At 45.2% G+C, this 13404-nt stretch carries 18 protein-coding genes; 10 read left to right on the forward strand and 8 right to left on the reverse strand.

All coding sequences use genetic code 11. The features are described from left to right. Positions 1–13: 13 nt before the first annotated feature. Positions 14–880 carry a formyltetrahydrofolate deformylase gene (gene purU / locus ACYVD4_RS04040; protein ID WP_460942636.1) on the forward strand — a complete coding sequence of 289 codons (867 nt, stop codon included), beginning with the start codon at positions 14–16 and terminating at the stop codon, positions 878–880. Positions 881–886: 6 nt separating this feature from the next. Here purU and ACYVD4_RS04045 read toward each other — a convergent pair whose 3' ends face one another. Further along, positions 887–1615, reverse strand: coding sequence for a copper homeostasis protein CutC (locus ACYVD4_RS04045; protein WP_460942638.1), 729 nt, complete (start codon positions 1613–1615; stop codon positions 887–889). A 232-nt stretch (positions 1616–1847) separates the two neighbouring features. On the opposite strand from ACYVD4_RS04045, the gene ACYVD4_RS04050 reads away from it, so the two are divergent. Next, entirely contained in the window at positions 1848–2069 is a 222-nt protein-coding gene (locus tag ACYVD4_RS04050) for a DUF2795 domain-containing protein (protein WP_009284883.1), read from the forward strand. A 117-nt stretch (positions 2070–2186) separates the two neighbouring features. On the opposite strand, the gene ACYVD4_RS04055 is transcribed toward ACYVD4_RS04050, so the two are convergent. Then, positions 2187–2645 carry a sterol desaturase family protein gene (locus ACYVD4_RS04055; RefSeq protein ID WP_460942640.1) on the reverse strand — a complete coding sequence of 153 codons (459 nt, stop codon included), beginning with the start codon at positions 2643–2645 and terminating at the stop codon, positions 2187–2189. Positions 2646–2841: 196 nt separating this feature from the next. Here ACYVD4_RS04055 and ACYVD4_RS04060 point away from each other — a divergent pair, with 196 nt between their 5' ends. From ACYVD4_RS04060 to ACYVD4_RS04070, 3 genes are all read left to right on the forward strand, one after another. Next, positions 2842–3510 (forward strand): AlbA family DNA-binding domain-containing protein, encoded by a 669-nt coding sequence (locus tag ACYVD4_RS04060; RefSeq protein ID WP_460942642.1) that lies wholly within the window; start codon positions 2842–2844, stop codon positions 3508–3510. Between the two features lie 82 nt (positions 3511–3592). Beyond that, a complete protein-coding gene (locus ACYVD4_RS04065; RefSeq protein ID WP_460942644.1) occupies positions 3593–5653 on the forward strand; it encodes an OPT family oligopeptide transporter in 2061 nt (686 codons plus the stop codon). 91 nt (positions 5654–5744) lie between these two features. Beyond that, complete coding sequence (locus tag ACYVD4_RS04070) at positions 5745–6305, forward strand: hypothetical protein (RefSeq protein WP_460942646.1); 561 nt, start codon at positions 5745–5747, stop codon at positions 6303–6305. Between the two features lie 6 nt (positions 6306–6311). Here ACYVD4_RS04070 and ACYVD4_RS04075 read toward each other — a convergent pair whose 3' ends face one another. From ACYVD4_RS04075 to ACYVD4_RS04090, 4 genes are read right to left on the reverse strand one after another with little or no spacing between them, the layout of a single operon-like run. Continuing rightward, positions 6312–7421, reverse strand: a complete 1110-nt coding sequence (locus tag ACYVD4_RS04075; protein ID WP_460942994.1) for a DmpA family aminopeptidase — start codon at positions 7419–7421, stop codon at positions 6312–6314. A 50-nt stretch (positions 7422–7471) separates the two neighbouring features. Next, entirely contained in the window at positions 7472–7966 is a 495-nt protein-coding gene (locus ACYVD4_RS04080; protein ID WP_460942648.1) for a hypothetical protein, read from the reverse strand. Continuing rightward, a complete protein-coding gene (locus ACYVD4_RS04085; RefSeq protein WP_460942650.1) occupies positions 7953–8249 on the reverse strand; it encodes a chaperone modulator CbpM in 297 nt (98 codons plus the stop codon). Before ACYVD4_RS04085 ends, ACYVD4_RS04080 begins: the two co-directional genes overlap by 14 nt. Positions 8250–8261: 12 nt before the next feature. Continuing rightward, positions 8262–9167: a DnaJ C-terminal domain-containing protein gene (locus tag ACYVD4_RS04090; RefSeq protein ID WP_460942652.1), complete on the reverse strand. Its 906-nt coding sequence runs from the start codon at positions 9165–9167 to the stop codon at positions 8262–8264. Positions 9168–9324: 157 nt separating this feature from the next. Between ACYVD4_RS04090 and ACYVD4_RS04095 the strand changes: the two genes are divergently transcribed. The 5 genes from ACYVD4_RS04095 (at position 9325) to ACYVD4_RS04115 (ending at position 11500) form a co-directional block, all read left to right on the forward strand. Then, complete coding sequence (locus tag ACYVD4_RS04095; RefSeq protein ID WP_460942654.1) at positions 9325–9546, forward strand: hypothetical protein; 222 nt, start codon at positions 9325–9327, stop codon at positions 9544–9546. Then, positions 9546–9956, forward strand: coding sequence for a putative toxin-antitoxin system toxin component, PIN family (locus ACYVD4_RS04100; protein WP_460942656.1), 411 nt, complete (start codon positions 9546–9548; stop codon positions 9954–9956). The genes ACYVD4_RS04095 and ACYVD4_RS04100 overlap by 1 nt, the downstream gene beginning before the upstream one ends. A 98-nt stretch (positions 9957–10054) precedes the next feature. Continuing rightward, entirely contained in the window at positions 10055–10558 is a 504-nt protein-coding gene (locus ACYVD4_RS04105; protein ID WP_460942658.1) for a DUF6265 family protein, read from the forward strand. Continuing rightward, positions 10548–10991, forward strand: a complete 444-nt coding sequence (locus ACYVD4_RS04110) for a GNAT family N-acetyltransferase (protein ID WP_460942660.1) — start codon at positions 10548–10550, stop codon at positions 10989–10991. Before ACYVD4_RS04105 ends, ACYVD4_RS04110 begins: the two co-directional genes overlap by 11 nt. An 11-nt stretch (positions 10992–11002) precedes the next feature. Continuing rightward, positions 11003–11500 carry a VOC family protein gene (locus ACYVD4_RS04115; RefSeq protein ID WP_460942662.1) on the forward strand — a complete coding sequence of 166 codons (498 nt, stop codon included), beginning with the start codon at positions 11003–11005 and terminating at the stop codon, positions 11498–11500. Between the two features lie 74 nt (positions 11501–11574). Here ACYVD4_RS04115 and ACYVD4_RS04120 read toward each other — a convergent pair whose 3' ends face one another. Beyond that, on the reverse strand, positions 11575–12168 hold the full coding sequence (locus ACYVD4_RS04120; protein ID WP_460942664.1) for a 3-keto-disaccharide hydrolase: 594 nt from the start codon (positions 12166–12168) through the stop codon (positions 11575–11577). A gap of 37 nt (positions 12169–12205) precedes the next feature. After that, positions 12206–13327 (reverse strand): lactonase family protein, encoded by a 1122-nt coding sequence (locus ACYVD4_RS04125; protein ID WP_460942666.1) that lies wholly within the window; start codon positions 13325–13327, stop codon positions 12206–12208. Positions 13328–13404 lie beyond the last annotated feature (77 nt).

Consider the following 13404-nt stretch of genomic DNA (forward strand, 5'->3'; position numbering starts at 1 on the left):
TTCAAAACCAGCGATGACGGTTTCCGATAAACATGTTTTATTGATGGATGGCCCCGATAGTAAGGGGTTGATTTACCACGTAACGGGTGTTCTGTTTCGGCACAGCCTGAATATTATTCACAACGATGAATACGTGAGTCCATCGGGACAGTTTTTCATGCGAACAGAATTTGAATCTGTTGGAACCCATACGTTTGATAGCGACGCTTTGCTTTATGAGTTACGTACTACATTACCTGACGGAGCAGATCAGTCGGCTATTACATTTCGGTTAAATCCGAAGCGAAAGAAAAATATTGTCGTCATGGTAACCAAAGAGCACCATTGCCTCGGCGAGTTGCTTATTCGATACGCTTTTGATGAATTAGACGCTACCATTCTGGCCGTTGTCAGTAACTACAATTTATTGCAGCCGCTGGTTGGTAAGTTTGGTATTCCGTTTCACTACGTATCGCACGAAGATAAAACCCGCGAAGAACATGAACAGGCCATACTACGTACACTTGCTATTTATGAGCCAGAATATTTGGTATTAGCTAAGTACATGCGCGTGCTGACGCCCGAGTTTGTCAATCACTTTCCCAATCGGATTATCAATATTCACCACTCGTTTTTGCCCGCGTTTGTTGGCGCTAATCCATATCGGCAAGCCTACGAGCGAGGTGTGAAAATCATCGGTGCCACGGCTCACTTTGTTAACAATGATCTGGACGAGGGCCCCATTATTGCCCAGAACGTAAAAGAAGTAAATCACCGCCAAACGGCCGCCGATATGGCAACCGAGGGGCGGGATGTCGAGAAGATTGTGCTTTCACAGGCGTTAAAACTGGTTTTCAACGACCGTGTTTTTATTGCCGGCAATCGGGCAATTGTGCTCTAAATCTTATTAAGTCGCTAGCGAAACAATAGCCCGGATTTTTGCTTCGTTCGCTTCAATATATTCATATTCGCCGGGAAGAGCCGAAGCCATCGATACCGTAGGTTGACGATACGTCATGCCACTATCTTCTTTGCTGCTACCGCTTGTGTGAAGAGCATGTACGCCAGCACTGATCAAGGCAGGGGCATTTCCTGCATTGACACCAGCTCCAGCCATAATTTCAATCCGGTTTTGTGCCTGATGCGCTAACTGACGTAGCGTCTCTAAGCCCAAGTCGACATTCTGTTGCTGGCCAGAGGTTAAAATTCGAACGGCGCCGGTTCGGATAACGGCTTCCAACGCTTCTGCCGGGTCGCGGGTCATATCAAATGCCCGGTGAAACGTAACAGGAAGCGGATGGGCTAACTCAATCAACGATTTCGTCTGGACTTCATCTACGGTTCCATCGGGTAACAATAATCCTAAAACAACTCCGTCGGCACCCAGCGATTTGGCCATTTCGATATCAGCGCGCATCACTGCCAGTTCTGTATCGGTATACAAAAAATCACCACCACGTGGACGGATCATTACGTAGAACGGAATACTTACAAGCTGGCGTACCAATTGAATAAGACCGGCACTGGGTGTGATACCGCCTTCGGATATGCCGCCACATAATTCAATACGTCCGGCTCCGGCTTGTTGTGCCGTTAGGCAAGAATGCAGTGAATAAGCACAAACTTCGATTAACATATTCTTTGAGGCTCTGTATTTACGATTTTATATTCAGGATAGTGGTTCTGATAATCACTGAACTAGAAACATTGAATTTGGAACTTGAAACATTTTTTTTTATTTAGCGTTAAAGGCCTAAATCACAGTATAATTGCAGAAAAGAACATTTTTGCGAAAAATAGCTTGGATATTAATGCTTTTTTTACTTTTGCACCCTCATTGAAAAAATAGACACAAACTACGACACACTATGTACTGGACTCTCGAATTGGCATCTTATCTGGAAGATGCACCATGGCCTGCTACCAAAGATGAATTGATTGATTATTCTATTCGCTCAGGTGCCCCTCTCGAAGTTGTAGAAAACCTACAGGAACTCGAAGATGATGGACAACCTTATGAAAGCATTGAAGAAATCTGGCCGGATTATCCGACAAAAGATGACTTCTTCTTTAACGAAGACGAATATTGAGTCGTTGAAACGACTTTTCAACAAAAAAGGCGTAATCTCTATCTTGATTACGCCTTTTTTGTAACGCGGACAGAATGTCCGCAATGTAATTTATATACATGTGGACACAAGTCCGCGTTACTTTTTGCTCTTAACGGGTTTATCGTATTTTTTTGGAGCATATAAAAAGCCAAATGCTTCGGCGCCTTCTTTGGTATGCACCTTATGGTGTATATAATGCGCTCGCATGATACGTTGCATGTACCGGCCACTCGTATCGACTTTTAGCTTTACGCGACGATGAACGATAATATCGTGGAATATAAAGTAGAAGAAGCCGTATAACGTTACGCCTGCACCAATCCAAGTTAAAAAATCCAGACCGGGAATATAGACGCCTGCGGCAATAAGACCGATAGCGGTTCCGGCAAACACAACGGCAAACAAGTCGTTTATCTCAAAAAAACCTTTGTGATGATTATGATGGTCATGGTGCCAGCTCCATAAAAAACCGTGCATGACGTATTTATGTGTAAACCAGGCTACACCTTCCATAAATAGGAAAGTTCCTAAAACCAACGCAACGTTTAGAAGCATATTTACGTTTTACTTATATACGGTTAATACGTCTGAAACCACTGAAACTTCAGACAAGTTACCTTTTTTAACGGTTAATATGGCAGAAAAGTTGGCTCTGTTGAATGAGTTTTCTGCCTAAACTAATGATACGTAGCAAAGTACTTGCAGGTTTTCGGAAAATACGTATCTTTATACCAATACGGTGCTCAACCAGATGAACCCATCGGTTATGGACTATCAAGCGCTCAAGAACCTGGTTAAACGGGGAGAGGGGAGCAATCTAGAGTTCAAGCTGAAAACAAATCATCCCGAAAAAATAATTCGGGGCGTGGTAGCCTTCGCAAATACAAACGGCGGCATCATGCTCATCGGCGTCGGCGACGACAAAAAAATAATGGGATTGAAATATGCCGATGAAGACGAATACCTCCTCGTCCGGGCTATTAACAAATATTGTTTTCCGCGCATTTCCTACACAATTGAGCGAGTACAGCTATTAGACGAACGCGAGGTTCTCGTGATTCGGGTTCCCCGTAGCGTTACTCGCCCGCACTACATTATTCCCGACCCTGACAATCCCGACGATAAAAAAGCCTATGTGCGCGTGGCCGACAAATCGGTTCAGGCTAGTCGTGAAGTACGTGAGATTATGAAGGGCCAGCAGGCCGAGCGGGATATTCGGTTTACGTATGGAGATAAAGAACGGATGCTGATGCACCATCTGGGTGAACACAGTAGCATTACGGTCGATTTGTTTGCTTCATTGGCTGGAATCTCCCGCCGAATTGCGTCGCGCACGCTTGTTTTGCTGGTATTAGCGCACGTACTGGAGATTCACCCAAGCGACGTAGTAGACCGATATACAACTCGAGCGATCCAGTAAAATCGGATAACGTAGTGCGGTATGTTTTTGGAAAGTCTTACTTTGTGATACATCTGAATAAAGTGTCACAAACTAAGCATCTATGTCTAAGTCTTCTCTAGACCATAAACCTTTTGTTCCAGCAACGGAATCGCCTGCTGAATTTACCCTAAAAGCGGTTATTACCGGTGCTGTTTTTGGCGTATTATTCGGTGCCGCAACCGTCTATCTTTCGTTGAAAGCAGGTCTTTCTGTATCGGCTTCTATTCCTATTGCTGTATTGGCTATTTCGCTGGGACGAAAGTTTTTGAACACAACTATTCTCGAAAACAATATTATTCAAACCACGGGTTCAGCCGGTGAAAGCATTGCGTCGGGCGTTGTTTTTACGATGCCCGGTTTTCTCTTTCTGACCAACGGTAGCGGAGCCGATTTCTTTAATTACTGGACTATTCTGACGCTGGCTATTCTGGGCGGTCTGATTGGTACGTTGATGATGATTCCGCTACGTCGTTCGCTAATTGTACAGGAACATGGTACGTTACCTTACCCTGAAGGAACGGCCTGTGCATCCGTTCTTATTGCGGGTGAAAAGGGTGGCGACTTTGCTAAAACAGCGTATCAGGGCCTGGGCGTAGCGCTTCTCTATGCTTTTCTGCAAAAAGTGCTACATGTAATTGCCGAAGTACCTGTCTGGGCAACCAAGCAAGCTAACCGTTATTTCCCGTCAGCACAAGTCGCGGGAGAAATTACACCGGAATATCTGGGTGTTGGGTACATCATCGGTTTCCGTATTTCAGCCGTTTTAGTTGGCGGAGGTATTCTGGCATGGCTGGGACTGATTCCACTACTGGCATCGGTTGTTCCGGGCGATACGATTGCGCTACAGCTTCAGAAACTTGGTTATCTGGCCAATTTGCAAACGTCCGGTGGTCCCGGCGGCTGGAACCCAACTACACACACGTTCAACGATACGGCTGCAGCTGTATATCGCGCTTATATCCGGCAAATTGGCGCGGGTGCTGTTACAGCAGGTGGTTTTATGACCTTGATTAAGACGATTCCAACAATTGTTTCGTCATTCAAACAAAGCTTTACCCGTTCGTCGCTCAGTGCTATCGAAAAAGAAGACGCCTTGAGCGGTAGTAGCCGAATTGCCCGTACCGAGCAGGATTTGAGCGTTCGAATTGTGGTCATTGGGAGCATAGCACTGGCGGCATTGATGGTTATATTACCACAAATTCCCGGTGATTCTATACTAACGAAACTGCTGATTGCTTTACTGGTTATCGTGTTCGGGTTTTTCTTCGTTACGGTTTCCAGCCGGATTGTCGGGTTGATCGGATCGAGTTCATCGCCCGTATCGGGTATGACCATTGCAACCATTATGGGAACATCGCTGGTTTTCATCGGCGTTGGTCTTACCGGAAAATTGTACGAGCCAGCCGTACTTGTAGTAGGAAGTATGATTTGCGTAGCGGCTGCCAACGCAGGTGGTACGTCGCAGGATTTAAAAACCGGCTATTTGGTCGGTGCTACGCCCAAATACCAACAGCTTGCCTTGTTTATTGGGGTTATCGTTTCGTCGCTGGTGGTAGGGGCTACCGTAAAAGTGCTGGACACACCTACACCTGATTTGGTAGCGCAGGGAATTACACACGCCATTGGCTCCGATAAGTTTCCGGCTCCGCAGGGCACATTGATGGCTACGTTAATTAAAGGACTACTCTCCTTCAATCTTGATTGGCAATTTGTGCTGGTTGGGGCGTTTATCGCGTTTGTGTTCGAGTTGGTTGGTGTGAGTGCGCTGGCTTTTGCTGTTGGTCTTTACCTGCCTCTTTCTACTACGTTGCCTATTTTCACAGGCGGTCTAGTCAAAGCAATTGTCGACTGGAATGCGAAACGCAAAGGAACCGTTGAAGAGGACGCCGATTTAGGGAAAGGAAATCTATTCGCTACCGGATTGGTAGCGGGTGGCGCATTGGCTGGTGTTGCCGTGGCATTATTGTCGGTAAATGGGTCAATTTACAATACACTGACGTCAATGACCCTTGAGCCTGCTTTGGCACACACGCTGGGTGAAGGAGGCTATATGACACTTGGCGCTCTGGCTTTTGTAGGATTAGCAACGATACTGTGGCGAGTGGCCGAGAGCAGACATTAAGTCGATTTTAACCGTTTGATAAGTAGGGACAAGATGATACGTATAAGGTTGAGGACCAATTCTTTATAAAAGAAAACCCTCTTCCTTAGCCATGCTTGCTACACTATCTATATTTTTCAACAGGATTGCGTCCTGGAAAACGCTCCTGTTAGCTATTGCGCTCTACGTAGTATTTCCAGCTTACATTCTGAAAAATCTGGAAATTCGGATGAATGCCGCAGCCGGAAAATCTATCGGTCCAATTGATCTGCTGATGGGCTATGATCCTGGTCGAGTGAACGAAATGGTTGCTGCCTATGGCTCCGAAGGGCGGGCAATTTATGCTCTGGGAGAAATGACCGCCGACGTGATTTACCCGATTGTTTACACCACTTTATTCTGTATTATTCTGTCCTTGTTGTTCAGAAATCGATCGTATGCGCCATTCTCACGCATTAACGTACTGCCGGTATTTGTGTTGATCGTCGACTTTCTGGAAAATGCCTGTATCGTCTACCTGCTCAAAAGCTATCCCGAATCTTCTGAGCAGGTAGCGGTGCTTTGCTCGGTGTTCACAAACCTGAAATGGGCTCTATTTTTCGGGGTAGTTGGCCTGATTATATACGGTTTGCTACGTATGGCAATGAGCAGATTTCAAAAGCAGCTTGCCTGAAAAACGCTATCGGGCCTGCCCTGCCTTTTTCATGATATCAACAACTTTATCAACAGGCAGTTGCTCAATCCGATGTCCCTGATTCCCTACGAGGGTTTTGGCCGCGAAAAGTGAATTGATGATGGCTTCTTCGGTAGCTTCAATCGCGGCCATAAACAGGGGCGATACGTTGTCGTTACGTAGCAGCTTTACCTCATCGAATTGACTTTGGGTTGTATGCGGAATCTGGTAGTCTGTCGATGCGGCAATAACGTAATCACCGCTACCGTTTGACGCTATTCCACCTGTTCGGGCAAGTCCCATAAAAGCGCGTTTGGCCAGTCGTTTAAGGTTTCGGGCGTCTAAAGGAGCATCGGTTAGGACAACCATCATGCACGAACCATCAAGATTGTCTTTGAATTCATAACGCCCTAGTTCAACGCCAACCGGAACACCCGCAATCTGTAACGTACCGCCAAAATTGGTCTGCACTAATACGCCAACGGTGTAGCCGCCAAGTGAAGCAGGTAATTTTCGTGACGACGTACCGATGCCACCTTTAAAGCCAAAACAAATTGTTCCTGTTCCAGCGCCAACGTTTCCTTCTTCAACGGCTCCAGTTTTAGCCTGCCGAAGCGCATCCAGTACATGCTGTTTTGTTACGTGCCGTCCTCGGATGTCGTTGAGAAACCCATCGTTAGTTTCACCCACCACAGCATTTACGGAGCGAACCTGCTCATTGCCGGGCTGAGTCAATGTGTAATCGATGAGCGCATCGGCAGCCGCTGGTACGTTTAACGTATTTGTCAGCACGATTGGGGTTTCGAGCGTACCCAATTCGTCGACCTGACTATAGCCAGCCAGCTTTCCGAATCCATTGCCGATGTAGATAGCCGCCGGACTTTTCTGTTGAAATTGATTTCCGTTGTGCGGAATAATCGCCGTAACGCCCGTTCTGATGCTTTCACCCTGATTCAGCGTAACTTGTCCAACCCGAACACCTGGTACGTCGGTAATTGCGTTGAGTTGGCCTGTTTTCATTACACCAAAACGAATACCATAGTCGCGAGGACGTTTTGGCGTTTGGGCTATGCTGTAGAACGTAAAGAAAAGAGCTAAGGCTGTAAATGAAAGCATAGTACGTAGTGAATGGGTCATTTGATGAAGCGATGAGTCCACAATATAAGCTATGGGCAGTCAGTTTTCATCAATACGTATTCGTAGCTCTGTTCTGGATTTTTCAACACCCACTTGCCCTGTTTTTCGATACGTTCGCCTTCGCGCCACGTAATGGCGTCGCCTTTTAAGGCAAAAACAACTTCGTATGCCTGCGTAACCCCCTCGCCCGAACGTTGCCAATCGGCCACGATCTGATTATTTTCCAGCTTCCCCTGAATGGTGCCGCGAGCACGATCTTTTTCATACGGCAATACGTTCAGTTCGCCCGTTACGTTCGAACCATTTATAAACAGACGTAACGTAGTAGAATCACGGCCAACTACCTGCCGGAAACAGAGCGTATCAGGCTGTAACGTAGTAGTGGATGTACTGGCCGATGTATCGGTGGTTGATTCACTTTGCGTGCTACGTTGCCCACAGCCATATAGAAGAAATAGCGTGGCAAACGAAAGCGCAGTAATACGCACAGATTGTAGCAAGTGATAGGTTTTAAAGCGGTTCATAGAAAACTAGTCGATTTTGTAAGCGCGTAATTTGTTGTTGGAGATCTTCAACCCGATCCAGTAAATCACTTACTACGTCCAGATCATCGATATGAATCGATAAATCCTGATGAAGCCGGACAAACTTTTCCAACCGTGTAAGCTGTTCCGGTTCGACGTAGCGAATCTCTTCGATTATTGTCGTTTGAATAAGCCCGCTACTCGCTAAGTTTTCGACGAATGTGATTTCAATCTGATGGTATCGACAAAACTCATATATTGAAATCAAATGAGTTGTTTGCATAAGTCCGATGGGTTAAAGGGTTGATAACTGCCGAAATATCTCTTTCTGCTGGTCGGTCAGATTGGTTGGTAGTTTTATTTGCCACTGTACGTAGAGATCACCGAATTGTCCTTCCTGTTTATAGATCGGAAATCCTTTGCCTTTCAGTCTGACTTTAGCACCATTCTGGGTTTCAGGCGCTACGTTCAGTTTTACTTTACCATCCAGCGTTTCAATAATTTTTTCGCCACCAAGTAATGCAGTATACAGGTCTATTTCTTCATCTACGTACAAATCGTTGCCTTTACGTTTGTAGCGGCTATCGTCGGCAATGACGAACGTAATGTACAAATCACCGTTTGGTCCATCATTCATACCCGGCGCGCCATAACCCGCCAGTTTAATTTTCTGCCCGTTTTCAATACCTGCCGGAACCGTAATCCGAATGTTTTTTCCGTTAACGGTCATCGTTTGTTTGTGCGTCGTATACGCATCACGCAGATTCAGATGGAGTTCGGCCTGATAGTCCTGACCTCGAAATTTCGTTTGTTGCCGACCACGCGGACCTCCTTCCTGCCCGAATAAATTCGACAGAAAATCTGAGAAATCGGCTCCTCCGAAACCGTCCGAAAAATCGTAACTATCGGGACCTTCCTGCGTGTATTGCTGTCGGGATTGTTGCTGTTGTTGACGGGCTTGCTCGAATTGCTCCGCATGTTGCCAGTGTTCACCATACTGGTCGTACTTTTTGCGCTTTTCAGGGTCGCTCAGTACTTCGTTGGCTTCGTTAATCTGCTGAAACTTTTTGTTGGCTTCTGCATCATTCGGATTCAGATCGGGGTGATGCTTACGGGCCAGTTTCCGGTATGCTTTCTTAATATCGTCGTCTGAGGCCGTTTTCGGTATGCCCAGCACGCTATAATAATCGACAAAATCCATGTTGGGTGGGAATATGTTGGTTAACAATCAACTATATTAACACAAGAGAAATCAGGAAGTTTGTTATTCTCTTTTTAACGCGAAAAATGCTTTAGAACAGAGGAGAAACGTAAAAAGATATTTTTCTGTTGAAAACATACATTGACTACTAAACTCTATGGAAAACACGCCCCAAATGTCAAAAGGAAAGCTTAATTCCATGCAAATTAGCCTGTTGAGACTATTCGATCGAGAAATTCCCGAAGGTCAGATTTTGGAATTACGACGAGTCTTAGTAAAACATTATTCCACTCTGATCAAAGAAGAAGTAGAGCAGGTTGTAGCAGAAAAAGGCTACACACAGGACGATTTTGACAAGATGCTGAATAGTCCCTCCTGATGCTTCGCGTTGTTATCGATACAAATTGTTTGCTTGCTTCGATTCCTCCACAGAGCAAATACTATGCGCTTTACCGCGCTTTCGAAGCCGAGCTATTTGAGTGGATTGTGAGCAATGAAATTTTGACGGAATATGCTGAAAAGCTAACAGAGAAGTACTCTGTGAGAACTGCTGATTTAGTGCTAACTATCCTGACGATTGCTCCTAATACGCTATTTCAAGAAGCATATTACAATTGGCAGTTAATAGAAAAAGACCCTGACGACAATAAATTTGCTGATGTTACCATAGCTTCAGGAGCAGATTATCTCGTAAGTAATGACGCTCATTTCAATGTGCTTAAAGAACAAGAATATCCTAAAATTAGGGTCATTAGATTGGAGGAGTTTATGCAACTATTACCTAGCTAAGCTGAAGAGTCAGTAAAGACTATTTTCTATAGTGTTATATGAAGTATTAGACTATAGATAAATTGTATCTTGCTAGCCCTTAACCAATCTAAATGTTTATGCAAGCTATTCGAATAACCCTTTTTTACGCTCTTTGCTTTTTTGCTACGTTCACAACCTATGCGCAGACAACGGCTAAAAACGCTACGTTGGCCGATGTTAGTTTTATGGAAGGCCGCTGGCGTGGTACGTTCAATGGAGGCCCCATCGACGCTGCCTGGATTGCTCCCGAAGGTGATAACCTGACAGGATTCATGCGCATGATGAAAGACAATAAAGTGACGATGTACGAAATGCTGATTTTTGAGCAAACCGAACAAGGTCCAGTTGTACTCGTAAAACATTTTAAACCCGGCCTGATTGGGCAGGAAGAAAAAGATAAATCGGACCGTTACTTTTTTGTCGAGTCAAAAAAAGATTATGCGCTTTTCGAGAAAATCGATAATTCAATCCGAATTATTTACGAGAAACGTGGGCCGAACCAGCTAGCGATTCAGCGCGGTCAGCAGAAAGACGGCAAGTGGGTATTCAGCGATCTGTTTGTGTTTAATCGTGCCAAATAAACCAGCCGATTGGCAGATTCGGGCGTATCAGAAAGAGGATGCTGGTGAGCTTTGTCGGATTTATCTGGACGTTCGAAAATCAACGTTTCACTGGCTGGATACGTCTGGCTACACAATCAATGATTTCGATAGAGATACAAAAGGCGAGGTAATCCGGGTGGCGGTTCTGAACGAAAAGCCTATAGGTTTTATCGCCTGGTGGGTGCCTGACAATTTCATTCATCATCTATATATTGATACGTCGTTTACAAATCAGGGAGTTGGTAAGGCGCTTCTTAAGGAATGTTTAGCCGAAATAGGCCGACCTGCTACGTTGAAGTGCTTACAGCGGAATGTACAGGCCTTTAATTTTTATCGCTCGCAGGGTTGGACTGTTACGTTGGCAGTTAGTGCAACGGAAGGAGATTATTTTCTGTTGACATTTTCAGACTAACTCGATTTTATATGGATACCTACACCATTCCCGATCAGACACGTATTGGCCATGTGCATTTAAAAGTAGCCGATTTAGATCGTGCGCTCGCTTTTTATCGGGATTTGCTGGGCTTTTCGCTTGTGACGATGTATGGAAAAGATGCCGCTTTTGTTTCGGCGGGTGGTTATCACCATCACATAGGTCTGAATACTTGGTATAGTAAAGATATGCCACCAGCCCCCAAACGTAGTGCAGGTTTATTTCATACGGCTATCGTTTACCCAACTCGGCGGGATTTGGCTGTAGCACTAAAACGGCTTATGGACGCGAATTATCCGTTAACAGGCGCGTCAGATCATGGCGTATCGGAAGCGTTGTACCTCAACGACCCCGATCAGAATGGGGTTGAATTATACTGGGATCGCCCTCGTGAGGAGTGGCCGCTGAAACCCGATGGATCAATTGAAATGCATACGGAACCGCTTGATCTGGAAGGATTATTGAACGAATTAGCTGATAAGAGCTAAAATACTACGTAGTGAAAAGCAAAAGCCGTAACTCACTGAGTTATGGCTTTTGCTTTTCACTACGTATAAGAAGCTTATAACGGAGTAAGCACCATATTCCGCCAGCGAACTTTAATACCGCCACCGTCGTGGATTTGCAGAGCGATTGACCCATCACCCTGGCCGATTTTTTCGTCTTTAAAATCAACCATCGACGTACCATTCAGAAAGGTTTGTACATGGTCACCTTCTACCCGGATTCGCATTTTATTCCACTCGCCGGGCTTTAGAATATTTTCTTTCTCGTCGGGAATCTGTACAAGCCAGTTTCTACCATACGATTCGTAAATACCACCTGTGTCATGATTAGGTGGAGCTACTTCTACCTGCCAGCCGCTCACTTTGGTACCTTCAACCGTTGAACGAAAAAAAACACCGCTGTTGCCGTTGGCTTCCTGTTTGAACTCCAAGGTTAGGTCGAAGTTTTTGTAGAATTTTTCGGTTGCCAGATAGCCGTATTTTTTGTCAGGGCCGCTTTCGCAGATAAGCTCACCGTTTTCGACGTACCATTTTTCGGTTCCGTAAATTTTCCAGCCGGTTAAATCTTTACCGTTGAAGAGGTTAATCTTTTTAAGTGGTGCTGTAAAGGCAAAAACTGCCATCAGACCCAGAATCAAGCAATATTTCATTGGTGATAGGAATTAAAATGAACTGTTACGTTGATTATCAGCGACCGGCCATAATTATACAAACCGGCGCTGGTACTTTTACCGATTGGCCTGTATAGGTCAATTTGCCCGTTTTGGCATCGCGCTTGAAAATGGTAATGTTGTCCGTGTCCTGATGAGCAACAAAGATATATTCGCCTTTCGGATCAATCAGAAAATTCCGGGGTGTTTTTCCCTCAGTAAGTTGCTCACCCACTTTGGTCAGTTTGCCGTCGTTGCCAATCGCGAAAATAGCTAAGCCGTTATATCCCCGATTTGACTGATATAAAAATTTGCCCGATGGGTCGATGTGTATATCGGCGCTCGTGTTTTGTTCTGTAAAATTTTCAGGCAAAGTCTTTACGTTATCCTGAATCAGCGTCAACTCGCCGGTTTTGGCATTCAGAGTAAAAGCGGCTACGGTTGAGGTCAGTTCTTCTACCAGATACGCGTATTTTCCGTTGGGGTGAAACGTAAAGTGGCGTGGACCTGAACCGGGTGATACGCTGGCAAACGCCGGGTTTGCTGGCTTTACTTTGCTGTTCACTAGGTCAATATCGTAAATATTTACTTTATCGATTCCTAAATCCGCTACGTAAAGAAAGCGATTATCGGGAGCCAACGTAGCAGAATGGACATGAGCTTTTTCCTGACGTTTGGTATTGGGGCCGGATCCTTCGTCCTGAACTTTGTCGGTTGGTTCGCCCAGGGTACCGTCTGATTTTATTGGCAATACAGCCAAGCTGCCTCCGCCATAGTTAGAAACAAAAGCGGTTTTGCCTGTTTTGTCGACGCTAATATGGCAGGGACCAGCACCTAACGAAGACTGGCTGTTTAGGAATTGCAACTTGCCCGTTGCCTTGTCGACTGCGTATGAGCTAACTCCTCCGCTTTTATCAGCCCCTTCATTTACTGAATAGAGGTAGTTGCCAGAAGGGTGAAGGGCCAGAAACGAAGGACTTTTTACATTAGATACCGATTGGAGCGGTTGCATGGTACCAGCCTTCCTGTCGAATTCAAATACGTAAATTCCTTCACTGCCACGTAGCGAATACGTACCGACATACATTATTTCTTTGCCCGATTGCGCTTGCGCGGTCAGACTAAGCCCAAGTAGGCTCATAACAAGTAGCTTCTTCATAAATTGACGGGTGAAACAATATAATAAGCATTATACACGACTAAACTACCGAACCGAAAATTTGTCAGATAGGTATA

It is taken from the genome of Spirosoma daeguense (assembly GCF_054776875.1).